At 33.0% G+C, this 20,805-nt stretch carries 21 protein-coding genes; 12 read left to right on the top strand and 9 right to left on the bottom strand.

Annotation, left to right across the window (positions count from 1 at the left end):
* Positions 1-6: 6 nt before the first annotated feature.
* The 5 genes from SD960_RS03935 (at position 7) to SD960_RS03915 (ending at position 6,098) form a co-directional block, all read left to right on the top strand.
* Complete coding sequence (locus SD960_RS03935) at positions 7-1,104, top strand: glycosyltransferase family 4 protein (RefSeq protein WP_318801051.1); 1,098 nt, start codon at positions 7-9, stop codon at positions 1,102-1,104.
* Positions 1,101-2,219 carry a glycosyltransferase family 4 protein gene (locus SD960_RS03930; protein WP_318801050.1) on the top strand — a complete coding sequence of 373 codons (1,119 nt, stop codon included), beginning with the start codon at positions 1,101-1,103 and terminating at the stop codon, positions 2,217-2,219. The genes SD960_RS03935 and SD960_RS03930 overlap by 4 nt, the downstream gene beginning before the upstream one ends.
* On the top strand, positions 2,216-3,292 hold the full coding sequence (locus SD960_RS03925) for a glycosyltransferase (protein WP_318801049.1): 1,077 nt from the start codon (positions 2,216-2,218) through the stop codon (positions 3,290-3,292). The genes SD960_RS03930 and SD960_RS03925 overlap by 4 nt, the downstream gene beginning before the upstream one ends.
* On the top strand, positions 3,292-4,632 hold the full coding sequence (locus tag SD960_RS03920; RefSeq protein WP_318801048.1) for an O-antigen ligase family protein: 1,341 nt from the start codon (positions 3,292-3,294) through the stop codon (positions 4,630-4,632). Before SD960_RS03925 ends, SD960_RS03920 begins: the two co-directional genes overlap by 1 nt.
* Positions 4,633-4,703: 71 nt before the next feature.
* Positions 4,704-6,098, top strand: a complete 1,395-nt coding sequence (locus SD960_RS03915; RefSeq protein ID WP_318801047.1) for an exopolysaccharide biosynthesis polyprenyl glycosylphosphotransferase — start codon at positions 4,704-4,706, stop codon at positions 6,096-6,098.
* Here the strand turns inward: SD960_RS03915 and SD960_RS03910 are convergent, their stop codons facing one another.
* Both SD960_RS03910 and SD960_RS03905 read right to left on the bottom strand, forming a co-directional pair.
* A complete protein-coding gene (locus SD960_RS03910; RefSeq protein ID WP_318801046.1) occupies positions 6,099-7,235 on the bottom strand; it encodes a DUF4105 domain-containing protein in 1,137 nt (378 codons plus the stop codon).
* Between the two features lie 37 nt (positions 7,236-7,272).
* The gene (locus tag SD960_RS03905) at positions 7,273-8,256 is read right to left on the bottom strand and encodes a PorV/PorQ family protein (protein ID WP_073396711.1); all 984 of its coding nucleotides are present in this window, start codon (positions 8,254-8,256) and stop codon (positions 7,273-7,275) included.
* 271 nt (positions 8,257-8,527) lie between these two features.
* Between SD960_RS03905 and SD960_RS03900 the strand changes: the two genes are divergently transcribed.
* Positions 8,528-9,238: a CDP-alcohol phosphatidyltransferase family protein gene (locus SD960_RS03900; protein ID WP_318801045.1), complete on the top strand. Its 711-nt coding sequence runs from the start codon at positions 8,528-8,530 to the stop codon at positions 9,236-9,238.
* Between the two features lie 9 nt (positions 9,239-9,247).
* On the top strand, positions 9,248-10,105 hold the full coding sequence (locus SD960_RS03895) for a glycoside hydrolase family 25 protein (protein WP_318801044.1): 858 nt from the start codon (positions 9,248-9,250) through the stop codon (positions 10,103-10,105).
* A gap of 23 nt (positions 10,106-10,128) precedes the next feature.
* On the opposite strand, the gene SD960_RS03890 is transcribed toward SD960_RS03895, so the two are convergent.
* The 5 genes from SD960_RS03890 to SD960_RS03870 all read right to left on the bottom strand — a co-directional run bounded on the left by SD960_RS03890 (position 10,129) and on the right by SD960_RS03870 (position 13,487).
* On the bottom strand, positions 10,129-10,350 hold the full coding sequence (locus SD960_RS03890; protein WP_318801043.1) for a DUF5808 domain-containing protein: 222 nt from the start codon (positions 10,348-10,350) through the stop codon (positions 10,129-10,131).
* A 73-nt stretch (positions 10,351-10,423) separates the two neighbouring features.
* A complete protein-coding gene (gene lptB, locus SD960_RS03885; RefSeq protein ID WP_095952286.1) occupies positions 10,424-11,164 on the bottom strand; it encodes an LPS export ABC transporter ATP-binding protein in 741 nt (246 codons plus the stop codon).
* A gap of 196 nt (positions 11,165-11,360) precedes the next feature.
* Positions 11,361-11,714 (bottom strand): carboxymuconolactone decarboxylase family protein, encoded by a 354-nt coding sequence (locus SD960_RS03880; RefSeq protein WP_007803834.1) that lies wholly within the window; start codon positions 11,712-11,714, stop codon positions 11,361-11,363.
* Positions 11,707-12,522 carry a twin-arginine translocase subunit TatC gene (tatC, locus tag SD960_RS03875; RefSeq protein ID WP_318801042.1) on the bottom strand — a complete coding sequence of 272 codons (816 nt, stop codon included), beginning with the start codon at positions 12,520-12,522 and terminating at the stop codon, positions 11,707-11,709. Before tatC ends, SD960_RS03880 begins: the two co-directional genes overlap by 8 nt.
* On the bottom strand, positions 12,522-13,487 hold the full coding sequence (locus SD960_RS03870; protein WP_318801041.1) for a KpsF/GutQ family sugar-phosphate isomerase: 966 nt from the start codon (positions 13,485-13,487) through the stop codon (positions 12,522-12,524). Before SD960_RS03870 ends, tatC begins: the two co-directional genes overlap by 1 nt.
* An 87-nt stretch (positions 13,488-13,574) precedes the next feature.
* Between SD960_RS03870 and recQ the strand changes: the two genes are divergently transcribed.
* Positions 13,575-15,770 carry a DNA helicase RecQ gene (gene recQ, locus SD960_RS03865; RefSeq protein ID WP_318801040.1) on the top strand — a complete coding sequence of 732 codons (2,196 nt, stop codon included), beginning with the start codon at positions 13,575-13,577 and terminating at the stop codon, positions 15,768-15,770.
* 87 nt (positions 15,771-15,857) lie between these two features.
* Here recQ and SD960_RS03860 read toward each other — a convergent pair whose 3' ends face one another.
* Positions 15,858-16,094: a hypothetical protein gene (locus tag SD960_RS03860; RefSeq protein ID WP_318801039.1), complete on the bottom strand. Its 237-nt coding sequence runs from the start codon at positions 16,092-16,094 to the stop codon at positions 15,858-15,860.
* A gap of 119 nt (positions 16,095-16,213) precedes the next feature.
* Here SD960_RS03860 and SD960_RS03855 point away from each other — a divergent pair, with 119 nt between their 5' ends.
* Genes SD960_RS03855 through SD960_RS03840 form a run of 4 tightly spaced genes read left to right on the top strand, consistent with a single transcriptional unit; the run spans position 16,214 to position 19,406 of the window.
* Positions 16,214-16,465, top strand: coding sequence for a hypothetical protein (locus tag SD960_RS03855; RefSeq protein ID WP_042565954.1), 252 nt, complete (start codon positions 16,214-16,216; stop codon positions 16,463-16,465).
* A complete protein-coding gene (locus tag SD960_RS03850; protein WP_318801038.1) occupies positions 16,462-16,728 on the top strand; it encodes a type II toxin-antitoxin system RelE family toxin in 267 nt (88 codons plus the stop codon). The genes SD960_RS03855 and SD960_RS03850 overlap by 4 nt, the downstream gene beginning before the upstream one ends.
* Before the next feature lie 20 nt (positions 16,729-16,748).
* Positions 16,749-18,308, top strand: coding sequence for an NAD(P)/FAD-dependent oxidoreductase (locus SD960_RS03845; RefSeq protein WP_318801037.1), 1,560 nt, complete (start codon positions 16,749-16,751; stop codon positions 18,306-18,308).
* 9 nt (positions 18,309-18,317) lie between these two features.
* On the top strand, positions 18,318-19,406 hold the full coding sequence (locus SD960_RS03840) for a hypothetical protein (RefSeq protein WP_318801036.1): 1,089 nt from the start codon (positions 18,318-18,320) through the stop codon (positions 19,404-19,406).
* Positions 19,407-19,757: 351 nt separating this feature from the next.
* On the opposite strand, the gene SD960_RS03835 is transcribed toward SD960_RS03840, so the two are convergent.
* On the bottom strand, positions 19,758-20,717 hold the full coding sequence (locus tag SD960_RS03835) for a quinone oxidoreductase (RefSeq protein WP_318801035.1): 960 nt from the start codon (positions 20,715-20,717) through the stop codon (positions 19,758-19,760).
* Between the last annotated feature and the right edge of the window lie 88 nt (positions 20,718-20,805).

Here is a 20,805-nt window from a genome sequence, read left to right as displayed (position 1 = left end):
GTATTTATGAAAACAATTTTAATTGCACATAATTATACCGAAAATTCATTTGCGTCAATGAGTTATTATTTGGCGCATCATTTGGCTGATTTAGGAAATAGGGTGATTTTTATTTCGCATAAGCCCTTTTTTAAAGAAAAAGAGATTATTAGTAAAGAAAAAGGGGAAATTATTGTGTATTCATGGCCAACTCAAAAAAGGCCAACTTCTATAAAAGATGTTCTTTGGTTTTCTAAGATTTACTTTAAATACAAGCCAAATGTGGTGGTTGGTCATTTTGTTGGAGCCAATATTACAATTGCAATGTCAAAGGTATTGTCATTTTCGAAAGCTAAAACATTTGCCTATTATCATACGTTAAGTAATCAGATTTTAACAGATAAAAAACAGAGCGGAATAAAATATAAAATGCAGTTTTTACGAAAAAAGATGTTTTATAAATTATTCTGTAATGCTATTGTTTGCCCATCAGAATTGGCAAAATCAGATCTGGAAAAATACTATTCTGTTACAAAAGGAATAGTTGTTTTAAATCCGATGAAAGATCGATTTAAGAATAAAACTGATATTGGACAGAATATTAGTATATCTTTTTTAGGAAGATTAGATCCTTCAAAAGGAATTTTAGATCTTATTAAGGCGTTTAAAATTTACTGTGATAAAGTTAAAACGACAAATATAATTTTGAATATTGCCGGAACCGGAAGCCAGGAAAAAGAAATTAAAGAATTGGTAAAGAACGATGACAATATTTTTTATTTTGGAGGATTAGGTTATGATAAAATTGATGACTATCTATGTAAGAGCCATTTTGCCATAATACCTTCAAAAGTTGATAATTTGCCAACTGTTGGTTTAGAAGCAATGATGAATCAGACACCTTTATTGATTTCTAATTCAACAGGATTAACAGAATATGTACAAGATAATCATCAGTGTTTTAAATTCGATTCAAATCAGGAATCTATGATTTCACTTTTTGAAAGAGTGGAAAGTAGCTTTAATCAACAAGCACAAATGAGTGTTAATGCCAGAAATACTTTTTTGGTCAAATTCACGATAGACAATTATTGTATTAATTTTTCTAACGAATTACTCAAATGAAACTTGTAATCATTACACATGTCAACCATATTCAAAATGACAATCAGTATTTTGGTTATGCGCCTTATGTTCGCGAAATGAATATTTGGTTAAAATATGTTGATGAAGTTATAGTTGTTGGTCCTTTACTTAAAGGGAATCTAACAGCAATTGATATTTCATACAATCATCCTAGAATCAATTTTAGAAAAACACCTAATTTCAATTTAACCACTTTTAAAAATAGTATATTTTCTGTTTTTAAATTTCCAATCATAATTTGGAGAATATTTTGGGCAATGAAAGATGCAGATCATATTCACCTGCGTTGTCCAGGAAATATTGGTTTGTTAGGTTGTATAGTTCAAATTCTGTTTCCAAATAAAATAAAAACGGCTAAATATGCTGGAAATTGGGATCAAAAAAGTAAACAGCCCTGGACTTACAGACTGCAAAAATGGATTTTGAGCAATACTTTTCTAAATCGAAACATGCAGGTTTTGGTTTATGGTCATTGGGAGAATCAATCAAAAAATATAAAACCTTTTTTTACCGCGACATATCCAGAATCTGAAAAAGAGATTTTTAAAAAAGCAGGATTTGAAGAAACTATAGAATTTGTTTTTGTTGGAAGTTTAGTTCCCGGTAAAAAACCTATATACGCCGTAAAATTATTAGAGCAACTAATTAAAAAAGGACACAATCTGGTTTTGAATTTGTACGGAGAAGGAGTCGAGAGAAGTGCTTTAGAACAATATATTCAAGAAAACCAACTCGGGAAAAATATAATCCTGCATGGTAATCAGGATATAGAAACAATAAAAAAGGCTTATCGAAAGAGCCATTTTGTATTATTGCCTTCTAAAAGTGAAGGTTGGCCAAAAGCTGTTGCCGAAGCTATGTTTTGGGGGTGTGTTCCTGTTGCCACAAAAGTCTCATGCGTACCTTTTATGCTTGATAATGGAAACAGAGGGGTTTTGTTGGATATGAATTTGGATAAAGATGTGGCCGATATGGAAGAAATACTTACAAATGAGGCAGTTTTTTTTACTAAAAGTAAATCAGCTATAGAATGGTCACAAAAATATACAACTGATGTTTTCGAATCTGAAATTAAAAAGCTTTTAGGAAAATGAGAATTGTACAAATTATAGATTCCCTTGAAGCTGGCGGAGCTGAAAGAATGGCGGTAAATTACGCAAATGCTTTAGCTAAAAAAATATCGTTTTCAGGTTTAATTACCACAAGGAAAGAAGGAGCGTTAAGAGGTCAAATAGATTCGAAGGTTTCTTATCTGTTTTTAAAAAAGAAAAAAGTGATTGATTTTCAGTCTGTTTTTCGTTTGCGAAATTATATTAAAAAAAATAAAATTGATATAATTCATGCCCACAGTTCTTCATTTTTTATCGCTGTCTTAGTAAAATTAACTTTGCCCAGAATAAAAATCATATGGCATGACCATTACGGTACAAGATCAAAAGAAACAAAAGAAAAAAATAAAGTTTTAATTCTTTTATCTGCTTTCTTTTCTTCTATTTTTGTTGTCAATCTTCAATTAGAAGAATGGAATACGAAAAATATGAATTGTTCGAAAGTAATCTTTATTCCTAATTTTACAACATCAGGACATGCACATGAAAAAGTGACTACATTAAAAGGCATCCCAAATAAAAGAATTATTTTTCTGGCAAATTTAAAAAAACCTAAAAATCATATTTTAATTTTAAAGGCATTTTTTGATTTAAAATTAAATGAATCTGAATGGACTTTACACCTTATTGGTAGAGATTACGGTGATGATTATTCAGATTTATTAAAAAACTTTATAAAATCGTATTCACTTGAGAATTATATACATTTGTATGGCGAAAGAAATGATATTAAATATATTTTATCTCAGGCTTCGATAGGAGTTTTAGCTTCAACAGAAGAAGGTTTTCCAGTTACTCTATTAGAATATGGACTAGAAAATTTAGCCGTAGTTTCTACAAATGTAGGGTATTGCTCCTCAGTTATTAAGGATGGCTTTACAGGATTATTATTTGATCCTTTTTCTGATGATGAAGTTAAGTCTCAATTAAGAAATTTGGTTGACAACGAAGCTCTAAGGGAAATGTTAGGATATAATTTAAAACAATCGATTTTAGAACATTACTCAGAGGAAATAACAATTAAAAAGTTGATTTCAGCATATAAAATAACTTATTAATGAAAGACAGTAAAATATCATATTTTTATATAATTACAATACACGCATTAATTGCACTAGCAGTTTTTGCTGTTCCATTTTTATCTAAAATTTATGCCATTTTAGTACCGGTAGTTGGTTTTTTAATTGTTGTAAAAAAGCAAAATAAAAATAATGAAGTTCTTTTAGTAGCAGCCTATATGGTTGGATTTGAGGTTTTTTTGCGAATGACAGGAGGGAATTTTAATAATGAATTTGTTAAATTTAATATTATCGGTTTCATGTTCTTGGGAATGATTTATAGTAATTTTTCAACAAAGGCCTTTGTCTTTTGGTTTTTTTTAATACTATTAATTCCCGGTATATTGATGGCTGTTGCAGTTGCTAATTTTAATACAGACATCAGGAAGGCATTGGTTTTTAATTTGTCTGGCCCCGTTTGCTTAGCCAGTTGTGCTGTTTATATGTTTAAACGAAATGTTTCGTTTTCAGATCTGCAAAATATAGTCATGGCAATGGGGTTTCCAATATTTACGACTGCAATTTACCTATTTTTATACAACCCTAGTGTAAAAGATGTAGTGACGGGAACACAATCTAATTTTGCAACTTCTGGGGGATTTGGTCCTAATCAGGTTTCTACAGTTTTGGGATTAGGAATATTTATCTTTTTTGCACAGTTCCTTTTATTTTCAAAATCAAAAAAACTGATGTTTTTAAATGGGGCTTTGTTACTGTTAATTAGCTTTAGAGGCATAGTTACTTTTTCGAGAGGTGGTGTAATTACTGCAGTTGTTATGATTATGTGTTTATTGTTCTTGTTGTACTATTTTTCAAGTCCAAGAGGCAAAAGTAAATTTACAAGAGTCTTCATCGTAACGATTTTAATGGGAATTGGACTTTGGACCTACAGTTATTTGCAAACCGGAGGGTTGATCGAGAAACGTTATGCGAATAAAGATGCCAAAGGTAGAACCAAAAAAGATCGTCTTGGAGGAAGAGAAGAAATAATAGATACAGAATTGAAACTTTTTGTAGATAATCCTATCCTTGGGGTAGGCGCAGGCATGGGAAAACAGGCGCGAGAGGAATCTTTTGGTATGGAAGCAGCCTCTCATAATGAAATTTCACGTATGTTAGCGGAGCATGGGGTATTTGGTGTTATTGGGCTTTTTGTATTATTTGTTACGCCATTTGTTCTTTATTTTGATAACAAACAACATTTGTATTTTCTTTCCTTTTATGTTTTTTGGCTTCTTACTATAAATCACGCTGCGATGCGGACCGCAGCTCCAGCTTTCGTTTATGCCTTGACTTTACTATCGGTCAAAGTGAAGATTCCTGAAAAACCTGAAAATTAGGTAGTTTATATTCTTTTTTTTATAATACATTTGTTCTACGTTTTAGCCCCAAACCAAAACCAAATAAACCAATGTTTACAAAAAATAAAATTCATTTCGAGATATCGGAAAGAAAAGTGTTGCTACATGCTTTCGATGCTTTTTTTGTCCTGCTCACGCTATACCTCTTAAATCTGCTTTTCAATTTCCAATATTTTCAATTTTCGATTGTAAATTATTATAGGGAGATTGTACTAATATCTTATATATACATCTTCGGCTCCATTTTCGAGATGTATAACCTGCAAGTTGCAAGTAATCAGTTTCAAATTCTTAAAAGTACTGTTTTTACAACTACAACTACTGTATCAGTTTATCTGTTAACTCCTGTTTTATCTCCGGAATTACCCAAAAACAGAATTGCAATTGTAATATTTTATTTTGCTGTTTTGTTTGCCTTATTATCGTGGAGATATATATATGTTTTTTTTCTGGCTTCTCACCGCTTTGTTCAAAATGTCGTTTTAATATGTGATCAGAATCAGGTTGAAGAATTGGTGTTAGGACTAGAAAATGTTGATCCGCATTATAAAATAATTGGTTTTGTAAATTCAGATTCTGTTTATGAAAAAGATTTAGATTTTCATTATGTAAAACAAATTAAAAAGGAAAACCTGGAAGATTTTGTAATCAGACATAATGTTGCTGAAATTGTAATTGCTTCTCAAAAAACAGACGGAATTACAGCCGATTTATACCAGCAATTACTCCATTTGCTGCAATCAGGAAATATAATTCGCGAGTATACGCAAGTATACGAAAGTAAAACACAACGTATTCCGGTTCAGTATATTGCCAGAGATTTTTACCGTTTTTTTCCTTTTAGTCGTAGCAACAATAATAAATTATATCTGTTGCTGGTGCGAGTACTTGAGTTCTTTTTCTCGTCCGTAGGATTGTTGATATGCATGGTTTTGATACCATTTATATCTTTTGCCAATCTTTTGGGAAACAAAGGAAAGTTATTTTACACACAAGAGCGAGTAGGAAAGAATGGTGATGTTTTTAAAATCTACAAATTTAGAACCATGGTCGAAAACTCTGAAGCAAACGGAGCCGTTTTTGCAACAGCTTCAGATAAACGTATTACACCATTTGGTAAGTTTATGCGTAAATCGAGAATTGACGAATTGCCGCAGTTTTTTAATGTTTTAAGAGGCGATATGGCAGTAATTGGACCAAGACCCGAACGTCCGTTTTTTGTTGCTGAAATTGCGCAGATAATGCCGTTTTACGAAACAAGGCATGTTATAAAACCGGGACTCACAGGTTGGGCACAGGTAAATTACTCTTATGGGGAATCAATAGAAGAGAGTTTGATCAAGCTTCAATATGATTTATATTACATCAAACACCGAAGTATATTTCTGGATTTAAGCATCACCTTCAAGACAATTACAACAATTGTCTTTTATCGCGGACAATAATCAGATGATGATAGGAATACGTTTTTTGTTTCGTATTGCTACTCTTACCAAAACAAAACCACTTGTAATTATCATTGGTAATACAATTATAAAATGCGCTTTATTGATCATAAAGATGCTGTAGATTACTAAGAACATCAAATGTAAAACGGCAAATCGATACGTCCATTTTTTGTTTTTTGCAATGGAGAGAAAAATCAAAATAAGCAAAAATGGGCTAAATAAAAGTACATTGTAGTTCATCGATAATTCCAGGTGGAAAGAATAGAAACCAACACAAACAAAAAAGATTCCCATTAAGGATAAAAGCAAAAGATAAATTTTGTCTACAATTTTGTTGTGCGCTAAAACTACAAAAGCCAAAATGATGAGGTAAGAATAAATATTGTTCCACCATGAAGTCGGCGTTTCTTTTTCGAAAAAAAGAAGTGTTTTGCTTTTGGCAGCCAAAGGTTTATTTTGAAAGCTTACCTTTTCTAAACTATTTTTTAATTCAAATGGCAAAAATATTCTCGTTCCTAATTGGTCTACTTTTGTTCCGAAAATAATGCTTGTGCCTAATTTTTCGTAAAAATGACCATCAAAATAAGGATATAAAATAGATCTGTAAGTAATGTCCGTGTCGCCTTTTTTTACAATTACATTTTCATTCAAAGTGTTATTGATAATATCTACCACCATCGAAGTACAATTTTTATCAATAAATTTATAAGTGTAATAGCGATCTTCAGAAAGTAAAGTGGCGTTTAATTTATCAAAAAGCTTTTGTTTTAAACCCTGTGAAATAAGTAATTCCTGCTCAAAAACACTTCTTTTTTCAATGTTATATTCCTCTATAAATTCAGAGAAAGAGTGTGTGATTACAAAGTACTGTAAATCTCCCTTGGTGAATTTTGCAACGAAATTTGGAGTCCTAAAATCAAAAGCGCCATAATTATAAACAATATCAAGATTATTTGCCGGATCAGAAACCCTAATCGCCGTATGTCCGAAATAGGAATAGGTTTCATTTCCTAAACCACAAGTAAGAACGCTAACTTTAGCATCTTTTGATAAAGGTACACTTTGGCTAAAACCAATACTGAAACTTAGTAATACTAATAAATTAAAAAGTGTTTTAAAATTGACTTTTTTCATGATTAAAAATTTTAAGAAGTGTGATGGTTTTTAATTATTATCTAAAGATACCTAAATCTACTTTCAAAGAAAAAATATTCGAATACAAAGCAGTACTTTGGTTTCCTAAATCAGTCAGGGCATAATCAACCTGAATGCCTTTATATTTAAATCCCAAACCAATGTTGGGTTGAAAATTTATTTTTTCAGTATTATCCAATTGCGTAACATTTTGGAAATTTCCCGCTCCCGCTCTTAAAAAAACAAGTTCAGTATATCCAAATTCAAAACCTACAGCCGGATCAATGCTCACTACTTTTGATGAGATAATATCGTTTGTTTGTTCAAAACGCATATTCAAATTTGTAGCAACCAAAAGACTGTAATCGTTATGAAATTCTATCTTTTTTGAAACCCCTAATTGTGCTTTTGGTAAGGTAATTTCAGTACTTTCGGGTAGTTCAGTATTTTCTCCCGGAATTGCATTGGCAATTTTTTCGTATTCTTCTTCATCAATATTCCAAACATTATAAGTCGTTGTAATATCACGAAGCATTAAACCAAATTTCCAGTCATTTTTCTCAAACTGTAAACCAAAATCAAAACCAAATCCCCATGAATTGGCAAATTTTCCAATAACACGTCGAATTATTTTTGCATTTACACCATATTGAAAACCTTCAACAGGCAATTTTCTTGCGTACGAAAAAGTAAAACCATAATCGGCGGTCGAAAACAAGCTAATTCGGTTGTAATCAATATTTCCCTGACTGTCGATCAATTCGGTTGTGTCCATGATGTCATCAACACCAAAACGAATCATCGAAATTCCCCAGGCACTTCTCTCATCAATCGGGCTTGCATATCCTATATAATCATATTGTGCAATGTTTGCAAAGTAATTGGCATGCATTAAGGAAATCTGATGATCTTCAAGATGTGTCAAACCTGCCGGATTCCAATAAACTGAATTTACATCTTCTGTAGAAGCAACTACAGCACTCGACATTCCTAATGCTGCGGCGTCAACACCAATGTTCATAAACTCGTTCGAATATTTTCGAATAGTTTGTGCATATTGTGTAAAACTCCAAAATAATAAAAGCCCAAAAAGTTTCTTCAACGGATTTTTTTTTGCAAACCGAAGTCTGTTTTAATTTTCATCAAAAATATAATATTTTACTCATCTAATTTCTTCCTTTTCATAAATATTGCAAAACGGAGAGTTTGAAATAAAAAACTCTTGCAAAAACACCTTTTTCATACACTTATTATGCTAAATTTGCGCTAACCATAATCAAATTTTATAAAACATGAATATCAAAAAACACATTCCAAACCTAATTACATTAATTAACCTTTTTTGTGGTTGTATCGCAGTTGTTTTCATTTCAGAAGCCAATTACGAAATGGCTTTTTACATGGTTTGTTTAGGGATCTTTTTTGATTTTTTTGATGGTTTTTTTGCCCGATTATTTAAAGTTTCAAGTCCGCTTGGATTACAGTTAGATTCTTTGGCAGATATGGTAACCAGCGGAGTTGCTCCGGGTTATGTAATGTACAGTTTGTTCACCAACAGTGCACACGAATTAGGAACAAATCCAGCAATTCCTTTTTTAGGATTTATTGTAACATTGGGATCTTGTTATCGATTGGCAAATTTCAATATAGATACCCGTCAAACTGATTCGTTTATTGGTTTACCAACTCCGGCAAATGCACTTTTTATTTTAAGTCTGCCTTTGGTTTTAAAATTCTCAGATTCATTGCTGATGTTGGAGATTTTAACGAATCAATGGGTTTTGTTGGTAATCACTTTATGCAGCGCTTATATTTTAAATGCAGAAATCCCGTTGTTTGCATTAAAAGTTAAAAAGTTCAATTTGAAAGATAATGCACTTCAAATCGTGTTTTTATTAGTTTCATTAGCTTTGGTAGTAGTGCTTCAATATATCGCAATTCCGTTAATCATCATTTTTTACGTGTTGTTATCGGTAGTGAATAATATGTTTTTGAAAAAGTAGGTTATTTGAATGGCAAGAAAAACCACTACACGAAGAAATTCTTATTCTAAAGCAAAACCTAAAAGATCTGTTTTTGGCAGCGCCATTCGCTTTATTTTTTATTCTTGCTTAGTGCTGATTTTTTTAGGTACGATTTATCATTATCGTGCGGGATTGGCTTTTTATCTTGGTTTTAAATCAGGGAAAGTTTTAGAAGAAGATGAGGTAGACAAACACCTTTCTGACGTTAGAAATATTCAGGTCTTAGAAAATCACAAAGGAAAAGTGATTGGTATTGACGTATCTGAATTTCAGGGAAAAGTGGATTGGGAAGAAGTTGAAATTTTAGAAGAAAAATACCCGGTAAGTTTTGTTTTTATTCGTGCAACTGCCGGAAACGATAGAGTAGACAGGCAATTTAAGAAAAATTGGGATGGAGCCAAAGAAAATAAAATCATGCGTGGCGCTTATCATTACTATCGCCCCAATGAAAATTCTATAGAGCAGGCGAATCTTTTTATCAAAACCGTAAAATTGCAAAAAGGTGATTTACCGCCCGTTTTAGATATCGAAAAATTACCAAAGAATCAATCTTTAGATAGTTTGAAAAAGGGTTTAAAAAGATGGTTAACTAAAGTGGAAACACATTATCAGGTTCGCCCGATAATTTATACGGGAGAACGTTATTACAGCGATTTTCTAAAAGAAGAATTCAGTGAATATTTATTCTGGATAGCCAACTACAATTTCTACAGAGAAAAAATTGAAGACGATTGGCTTTTTTGGCAATTTACAGAAAAAGCTTCTTTGCCAGGAATTGAGCATCGGGTTGATGTAAATATCTACAACGGTGATTTACAGCAATTGCAGTTTATTACAGTGGAGTAGGTTTTCAGTGTCAGTTTTAACTCTTACTTTGATAAAAGAGCAATTGGAATTAAAGACAATACTGCTATTAAAATTAAAACAGAATAAGGATTAGCAAAATTTACAGTGTAGCCCATCCATTGAATTCTTTTTGGCGGAAGTAATCGTTTATCTTTCGGATTGTAATAAAAGCATCCTAAATACCAATTGTTTGGGTCTTTATGCCAATTTTCGTAGTCTTCCTGAGTTGGTTCTTCTGAATTCATATTTTTTAGTTTTCAGTCGAAGTCACAGTTCTCAGTGCTCACTGTGGACTGAAAACTGCGACTGATTACTTATTTAAAACTCTAATTTTTTCTTACGTAATTCGAAGTTTTGTCCCAAATAAACACGGCGAACCATTTCATCTTCAACAAGTTCTTCCGGAACTCCGGCTTTCAAAATTCCACCTTCAAACATTAGGTATGTTTTATCGGTAATGGCTAAAGTTTCCTGAACGTTGTGATCGGTAATTAAAATTCCGATATTTTTATTTTTCAACTGCGCTACAATTCTCTGGATATCTTCAACCGCAACAGGGTCAACTCCGGCGAAAGGCTCATCCAGTAAAATAAATTTTGGATCTGTTGCCAGGGCGCGCGCAATTTCGGTACGACGACGTTCTCCTCCCGAAAGTAAATCACCTCGGTTTGTGCGAATGTGTTCTAAGCTGAATTCTTCAATCAAACTTTCCATTTTGGCAACTTGCTCTTCTTTAGAAAGTTTAGTCAATTGTAAAACGCTCAGAATGTTATCTTCAATACTTAACTTCCTAAAAACAGAAGCTTCCTGTGCCAGATAACCAATTCCTTGTTGAGCACGTTTGTACATTGGATAATCAGTAATATTCAAATCATCAAGGTAAATATTTCCCTGATTTGGTTTTACCAATCCCACAATCATATAAAAAGAAGTTGTTTTTCCTGCACCATTCGGACCCAAAAGTCCAACGATTTCTCCCTGATTTACTTCAACAGAAATTCCTTTTACAACACTGCGTCCTTTATAGGTTTTGATTAAATTATCGGCTCTTAGCTTCATTATTTTAATTAGATAATTAGATAATTTGAAAATGAGATAATTGAAAAACTAACTCAGTTCAATTTTAAAATTTATAAGAAGAAACAAATTAAAAGTAAAATAATCAATCAGATAAATGAATTAACAAAATATTGCGCTTTCACAATCAGATAATTACAATTTAAGCAATTATCTAATTATCCAATTGACCCATTTTCTAATTTGCAGCTTCTTCTTCCAAAGCTTCCCAAAATTCGTATGCTCTTCTTAAATGCGGAATTACAATTGTTCCTCCAACCAAAGTTGCGATTCCCATAGCTTCCATCATTTCTTCTTTTGTAACACCTTCTTTATGGCTTGTTTCCAAGTGATATTTTACACAATCATCACAACGTAAAACTGCCGAAGCAACCAATCCTAAAAGCTCTTTTGTTTTTACATCAAGAGCACCTGGTGCATATGCGTTAGTGTCAAGGTTAAATATTCGCTTTACAATTTTGTTATTGTCAGCTAATAATTTTTCGTTCATTTTAGAACGATAGTCGTTAAATTCTTGTATGATATCAGACATTTTCTTTCAATTTATTTTTATAAACAATCCTTGAAATCAGGATACTTATTTCGTATATAATTAACATTGGGATAGCCACAATAGTCTGGCTCACTACATCCGGAGGTGTTACAATTGCCGCAATAATTAAAATAAGGATTACTGCATATTTCCAATATTTTCTTAAAAATTCAGGAGTTACAAGTCCCAGTTTAGTTAGGAAATAAATGATAATAGGCAATTCAAAAAACAATCCGCTGGCAAGAATACTGGTTTTTACCATTCCCATATACGATTCTATCGTAAATTGATTGACTACCATTTCACTAATAGAGAAGGTAGCAACGAAATTTACCGACATCGGAATTACAATATAATATCCAAATATAACACCGCAAAAGAAAAGTAATGAAGAAGTGAAGATGAATATTTTGGCATTTTTTCTTTCTTTTTCATACAAAGCCGGACTAATAAATTTCCAAAGTTCATATAAAATATAAGGAAAACTCAGAATAAAACCAGCCAGGATACACATCCAGACAAAAATGTTTACCTGTCCTTCCATTTCGGTATTCTGAATAATGAAATTCAATTTAGTAATACAAATGCTGTCAGCAAAACCTAACTGATGTGATAAGTCGCAAAACCATACGTAGGTGAAAAATGTGGGTCTCGTTGGACCTAAAATGATTTCATCAAATAAATAATCACTGATGAAATAAGTAATAAATGCCATTATCATAATAGCAATTGTACTTCTTACTAAAAGCCATCTTAATTCCTCAAGATGGTCTAAAAATGACATCTCGCCAAGGTTCTTTTTTGCCATTATACGATTCCTTCTTTTAAAATGTCATGTAAATGTAATACTCCTTTGTACTCGCCATTATCAGCAACGATTAGCTGCGTTATTGAAAAATCTTCTAAAATATTTAAGGCGTCAATAGCCATAGTTTCAGATGATACTAATTTAGGGTTTTTTGACATAATATCCTTTGCAGTCAAATCTGCAATAGTATCTACGTCATTTAGCATTCTTCGGATGTCTCCATCGGTAATAATTCCTATTATTTTATCATTTTCGATTACTGCTGTAACTCCTAATCGTTTTTCAGAGATCTCAAAAATAACTTTTTTAACTGAAGTATCCGGTGTTACCATTGGTTTTAATGAGTGCTCGATCATGTCTTTTACGCGAAGCAGTAATTTTTTTCCTAAAGCTCCGCCTGGGTGATAAACTGCAAAATCTTCAGGTTTAAAATCACGCATTTCCATTAAACAAACCGCAAGAGCATCACCCATAACAAGTTGTGCAGTTGTACTGTTTGTTGGCGCCAGATTTATTGGGCATGCCTCCATGTCTACTGTTGTGTTTAAAACATAATCAGAGCCTTTGGCCAATGATGAAGTTATGTTTCCTGTAATGGCAATTAAGATATTTCCAAAACGTTTCAATAACGGAACCAAAACTTTAATCTCCGGGCTGTTTCCACTTTTTGAAATGCAAATAATGATATCTTCTTTCTGAATCATACCCAAATCGCCATGAATAGCTTCTGAGGCGTGAAGGAACATAGAAGGCGTTCCGGTTGAGTTAAAAGTAGCGACCATTTTTTGTGCGATAATGGCGCTTTTTCCTATACCTGTAACGATCAATCTGCCTTTTGTTTCGTAAATGCGTTGGGTTGCTTCGAAGAAATTTTCGTCAAGAAAATCAATTAGATTTGTAATTGCTTCACTTTCAGAGAGTATTGTTTTTTTGGCGATCGCCAATATATTTTCTTTTGTGATCAAAACAGAATATTTAAAATTTGTATGTATAAAAGAAAGTTGTATCTTTATGTGTTGCAAATTTATACAAAATATCCATTAATATAAAGAATGAATTCAAACGAAATTGAAATACACAAGGAATTAAAGAAGTATTTCGGCTTTAGCCAATTTAAAGGCTTGCAGGAGCAAGTCATTACGAGTATCTTAGGTAAAAAGAATACTTTTGTAATTATGCCAACTGGCGGTGGAAAGTCTCTTTGTTATCAATTACCCGCTTTAATTCAGGACGGAACGGCAATTGTTGTTTCTCCTTTAATTGCTTTGATGAAAAATCAGGTTGATGCCATCAGAAGCCTTTCTTCAGAAAACGGAATTGCGCATGTTTTAAATTCCTCTCTTACCAAAACAGAAATTGCACAAGTTAAAAAAGATATTACATCTGGTTTGACAAAGCTTTTATATGTCGCGCCCGAGTCTTTAACAAAAGAAGAATATGTGGCTTTTTTACAAAGCGTGCCTATTTCATTTGTTGCTATTGATGAAGCGCATTGTATTTCAGAATGGGGTCATGATTTTAGGCCGGAGTACAGAAACCTGAAAAATATTATTAAACAATTGGGACAGGTTCCTATTATAGGACTTACCGCAACTGCAACCCCAAAAGTTCAGGAAGATATTCTTAAAAACTTGGATATGTCTGATGCAAGTACTTTTAAAGCATCGTTTAACAGACCAAATTTATACTACGAAGTTCGTACAAAAACCAAAAATATAGAATCGGATATTATTCGATTTATCAAACAACACAAAGGAAAATCAGGAATTATTTATTGTCTTAGCCGTAAGAAGGTAGAGTCAATTGCCGAAGTTTTACAGGTTAACGGAATTAGTGCCGTACCGTATCACGCAGGTTTAGATGCCAAAACCAGAGCCAAACATCAGGATATGTTTTTGATGGAAGATGTAGATGTTGTGGTTGCAACAATTGCTTTCGGAATGGGAATTGATAAACCAGACGTTCGTTTTGTAATTCATCATGATATTCCAAAATCACTCGAAAGTTATTATCAGGAAACCGGTCGTGCCGGTCGTGATGGCGGAGAAGGACATTGTTTGGCTTATTATTCTTATAAAGATGTAGAAAAACTGGAGAAATTCATGTCAGGGAAACCGGTTGCAGAACAAGAAATTGGTTTTGCGCTTTTGCAGGAAGTTGTGGCTTACGCCGAAACCTCAATGTCACGCCGAAAATTCTTATTGCATTATTTTGGTGAAGAATTTGACAGCGAAAACGGAGAAGGTGCCGATATGGATGACAATGTTCGTAATCCCAAAAATAAAATTGAAGCTAAAGAACAGGTTGTTAAATTGCTGGAAATTGTTCGCGATACCAAACACATTTACAAATCAAAAGAAATTGTCTTTACTTTAATAGGCCGTATCAATGCCGTAATTAAAGCACATAAAACAGATATACAGCCATTTTTTGGTTCAGGCTCAAGTCATGACGAAAAATACTGGATGGCTTTACTTCGACAAGTTTTAGTTACAGGTTATCTGTCAAAAGATATTGAAACGTACGGAATCATAAAAATTACTCAGGAAGGATTAGATTATATTAAAAATCCGGTTTCGTTTATGATGTCTGAAGATCATGAATATAATGAGTCTGAAGATGAAGCAATTGTAACAGCATCAAAATCATCCGGTACCGCCGATGAAGTTTTAATGGGAATGTTACGCGAACTACGTAAAAAAGTAGCCAAAAAACTGGGAGTTCCTCCGTTTGTTGTTTTTCAGGATCCTTCTCTTGAAGATATGGCTTTAAAATATCCTATTTCTTTAACAGAATTGTACAACATTCACGGTGTTGGTGAAGGAAAAGCCAAGAAATACGGTGGCGATTTTGTTACCTTAATTAATCGTTATGTTGAAGATAATGATATTATTCGTCCAGACGATTTAGTTGTAAAATCTACAGGAGTAAATTCTGCCAATAAATTATATATTATTCAAAACATTGACAGAAAATTATCTTTAAATGATATTGCTTCTGCCAAAGGACTTACGATGGATGCTTTGATTAAAGAGATGGAGCAAATCGTTTATGCGGGTACTAAATTAAATATTAAATATTGGGTTGATGATTTACTTGATGACGATCAGCAAGAAGAAATTCACGATTATTTCATGGAATCAGAATCAGACAAAATCGAAGATGCTCTTAAAGAATTCGATGGCGATTATGATATTGATGAATTAAGACTGATGAGAATTAAGTTTATTAGCGAGGTAGCTAATTAAAGTTTTACAGTCTCAGTTTACAGTTTGTAAACTGAGACTAATAATATAAAGTCAAAGTAACTGAAAACTGCGACTGAAAACTGAAAACTACTCATAAACTTCCCCACGATGCGGTTTCAAAGCATCTCTTACCTGAATCATATTTTCATCGGTAACCACCATAAAAGCAATGGCCTGCATTTCGTTTATGATTTTAAACCCCGTAATATTTAGCGGAAGTTTTTCTATGGTGATATACTCTTTCAAATGAATTTCATGGTGTTCGGCAGTTTTTGCCGAAGCCGGACCACGAAAATCCCAAATTAATTTTATTTTTCTAGACATTTTTTTTAAAGGTGCAAAGGTTCAGAGTTGCAAAGGTACAAAGTTGTGTGAAGATATTCGTTGTATTTTAAATTGTATATATCGTATATATGGTATATTTTTGCTTAAAATTATTTCAAATGAGAAAGTTAATAGATATCGACGAAAAAACATTAACTAAATTAAAGGTGATTTCAATTTTTGAAAAGACAAGCGTTAAAGGATTAATTGAAAATGCAGTACAAATGTACGTGAAAAATATGCAGTCAAATCAATTTAATAATCTGTCAGAGGAAGAAAAAGAAGATCTTGGTTTGATGATGTTAATGCAGGAAGTAGACAGAAACGATAAAGTTAGCGAAGAGGAAATCTTCAAAATATTAGGTAAATGAAAGTTGAATATTTAAAACAATTTTCTAAAGATTTACTAAAAATTAATGATGAAACTTTAAAGAATAATTTATTTGAGGTTATTGTTTTGCTAAAAGAAACCCAAAATTTAAATCTTCTATCTAATGTCAAAAAACTGAAAGGTCATACAGAAGCTTACAGAATTAGGATTGGAAAATATAGATTGGGATTTTTTTTCGATGGTGAAGTGGTAGAACTTGCCCGATTTGCAAAACGAGAAGACATTTATAAATTATTTCCATAAGATTTCAGAACACATACAACATGCCAAAAGAACTTCTATTACAAGTTTCTCCCGATATTGCAGCAAACGAATCGCTGCTTAAAGACTATTTGTCTAAACAAATAAAAGTTTCTCCACAGGAAATTCAGCATATTGCCATTTTAAAACGTTCAATTGATGCGCGCCAAAAAGCGATAAAAATCAATTTGAAAGTTACTATATATTTAAAAGGCGAACCTTTTCAGGAAACCAAAATTGAGCTACCTATATATAAGAACGTTTCATCGGCTCAGGAAGTGATTGTTGTGGGTGCTGGTCCAGCCGGACTTTTCGCAGCTTTGCAATTGATAGAATTAGGCTTAAAGCCAATTGTAATCGAACGCGGAAAAGATGTTCGCGGACGCCGACGTGACTTAAAAGCAATCAACGTAGATCATTTGGTAAACGAAGATTCGAATTATTGTTTTGGCGAAGGCGGAGCAGGAACCTATTCTGACGGAAAATTATATACACGTTCTAAAAAACGTGGAGATGTTACCCGAATTTTAGAGCTTTTAGTAGCTTTTGGAGCTTCTGAAGATATTTTGGTAGAAGCCCATCCACACATCGGAACAAATAAATTACCCAAAATTATCGAAGACATCCGAAACAAGATAATCGAATTTGGCGGTCAGGTTTTGTTTGATACCCGAGTAACCGATATTTTAGTAAAAAACAATGAGGTTGAAGGAATCGTTACTCAAAACGGAGATAAAATTCTTGCCAATAAATTAATCTTAGCAACAGGACATTCAGCGCGAGATGTTTTTGAATTATTAGATAAAAAGAAAATCCTAATCGAGGCAAAACCTTTTGCATTAGGAGTTCGTGCAGAACATTCGCAACAATTAATAGATAGTATTCAATATAGCTGCGATTATCGTGGGGAACATTTGCCTCCGGCGCCGTATTCAATCGTAAAGCAGGTAAATGGACGAGGAATGTATTCTTTCTGTATGTGTCCGGGTGGAGTGATTGCGCCTTGTGCTACAAGTCCTGGTGAAGTGGTTACAAACGGCTGGTCGCCATCAAAACGCGATCAGGTTACGGCAAATTCAGGAATTGTAATTGAGTTGAAATTGGAAGATTTTAAACCTTTTGCAAAATTTGGTGCTTTGGCCGGAATGGAATTTCAAAAAAGTATAGAGCAAAAAGCGTGGCATTTGGCTGGAGAAACTCAAAAAGTTCCTGCACAGCGAATGGTCGATTTTACCCAAAATAAAGTTTCAGCAGATATTCCAAAAACATCTTATGTTCCAGGAACAACTTCGGTAGAAATGGGACAGGTTTTCCCCGGATTTTTATCGCAGATTTTACGCGAAGGTTTTAAGGAATTTGGAAAATCAATGCGTGGTTATTTAACCAACGAAGCCATTTTGCACGCTCCAGAGAGTAGAACCTCATCGCCGGTTAGAATTCCCAGAGATCCTTTAACGTATGAGCACTTGCAGATAAAAGGTTTATATCCCTGCGGAGAAGGCGCTGGTTATGCAGGCGGAATTATATCTGCTGCTATCGATGGCGAAAAATGTGCTTTAATGATTGCCGAAACACTAAGATAATATAAGCCTATGAAAAATTTCTTTTCTAATTTGTTTGGTAGAAATAACGATCCAAAATCAATTGTTTCCTTTGATGTTCTTAATGCCATTTACTCGTATTTGTATAACGTAAATGATCAAATTGAATTTAAAATGAAAGGTGTTCACCATACTGTTGTGACCAATTTATTTACTTTTCCAAGTGCATTTAATTACGAGCAAGCTAAAAATGAATTTGAAAAAAGTGGTTTGAAAGATGCGTATGGACTTTTAAATGAACTGTATCAAAAAATAGATATTGGAGCACTTTCTCAGGAGGAAATTGAAAAAGGACTTGAATATGATTATATACATATTCAGTTTTATTCTGAGCCGCCAGCCAGAATCAAAAAAGATCTGAAACATATTTTTCATAATTTTATTATCTTTTTTTGCTGTACAAATAGTTTAGAAACTAATGATTTCAGGATTCTATACACAAGTGACTTTTTTATGGATTATGTAAAAGGAATTCGTAATGCTCAATTTATTGATATAAAGAATCCTCAAAATGATGTTCAGGAGATAGGTTTTAAAGAATTTGAAAAAGTACTACAGGCAATTTGCCAATATATAAATATCGAAATTCCTGAAAGTGTCGAGCTTCCTTCAACAGAAAATTTAATAGAAGATGAAGAAGTTACAGTTGAAACTTTTGAAGAATTTATTAATCTGGTTTCAAGAGGAAATGCAGACGATAAATTGGTTAAAAAACAATCGAAGAAGCTTTTAAAGAATTTTAAAAAAGGACCGGAAAATTATTATGAGACGGTTGAAGCACATTGGGGGCTTTTTGATAGTGTGGACTGCTGGAACAGCGATTGGAAATTTGATCCCGAAGATGCTGAGTATTTCATTTCAGAAATGATTGGCCATGATCTTAATTTTGCCTATCCGGAGGAAACTTTTAGTCATAATTTGTTTCCTTATATTCAATCGGCACTAGAGAAATTAGATTTGGAATTAATGACTTATGATACACATGGAGATAATTATTTGTTTTTTGTAGCAAATAAAAATGATGTAGGCAGAATTTTAGCCTTGTCTGAGTTGACGAAGATTGAGGTTAATCAATTGTGATTCGTTATAAAGAATCAATTTTGTGTAGTCCCTATGGGACAAATATGGAAATTGTAAAATTATTTTTTCTACCAATATGTAATCTCTACGAGATATTATTTTGATAGCATTTTCTAAAAGTACAATCTGTAAATTACTCCGTTAGGAGTTACATATTGGTAGGAAAAACGTTTGAAGAGAGGAAATGTCCGGTAGGGACTACATAAATATGTGCGCAATCTTGTCATTTCTAAGGAAAAATTTTCGCAAGAAGTCTACAAAGATTGTTTTTCTTGTTGAGTTACTTGCGGAGATTTCTCCTTCGTCAGAAATGACAAAAAAATAAAAAGTTTTTTTACCCCAGATTATTAATTACGGAATCAAAATTATTTTTCCTGTACTTTTTCTGCTTTCAAGATAATCATGCGCCAGTTTTCCTTCTGATAATTTGAAAGATGTTGGTGTTGAAAGCGTTATCTTTCCTTCTATAATCCATTGAAATAATTGATTGGCTCTTTTGATTCTTTCTTCTTTCGAATTTAAATAACTCCATAAATCACCTCCGGTTAGGGTTTTTGAGCCGTCCATTAACATTCTCGGATCTACAGGCGCAGGATCGCCGCCCGCCATTCCGAAGAAAACAACTTGTCCGCATTCTTTTGTGACCTCAAAACTGTCCAGTAATGTGCTTCCGATACTATCGTAAACGACATCAACTCCATTTGGGATTATCTTTAAAACATCTGATTTCCAATCATTATTATATAGAAAAACATGATCTGCGCCTTGTTCAAAAGCAACTTTTGCTTTGTCTGAAGATGAGGTTAAACCAATAACATTGGCGCCTAAAAATTTACTTATTTGAGTTAAGATCTGACCAACTCCACCAGCAACTGCGTGAATTAAAATCGTTTCACCTTTTGCTGTTTTGTGACTGTCGGTTGCTAAATAATGCGCTGTTAAACCCTGAAGCAAAATAGAAGCTGCGGTTTCAAAAGAAATGGCTTCAGGCAAAGGCAAAATATGATTGGTATTTACGGCAACTAATTCTGCATTTGCAAAAGGAACATCGGCGAAAGCCACACGATCGCCAACTTTATATTCGGGATGATTGTTTGCGTCAACTACAATTCCGGCGCCTTCGTAACCTGCAATAAAAGGCGGATTTCCTTTTAAATGATAATTTCCTTTTCGTCTGTAAACATCGGCAAAATTTAATCCGATGGCTTTCATTTCGACTAAAATTTCATCGCTTTTTAATTCCGGATTTGGAATTTCTATATATTCTAAAACATCTGAATCTCCAAAAGTAGAGAAGGTAAGTGCTTTCATTTTTTTATATTTTTTAGGAATACAAAGTACGTGAAAAATCAGCTGTAGATTTAAAAGCTTGTCTTAAAAGTGAATAAAAAACCTCGCT

This window comes from Flavobacterium sp. MMLR14_040 (genome assembly GCF_033657265.1).
Lineage (GTDB): Bacteria > Bacteroidota > Bacteroidia > Flavobacteriales > Flavobacteriaceae > Flavobacterium.
This window is presented reverse-complemented; position numbering and strand designations above follow the sequence as displayed.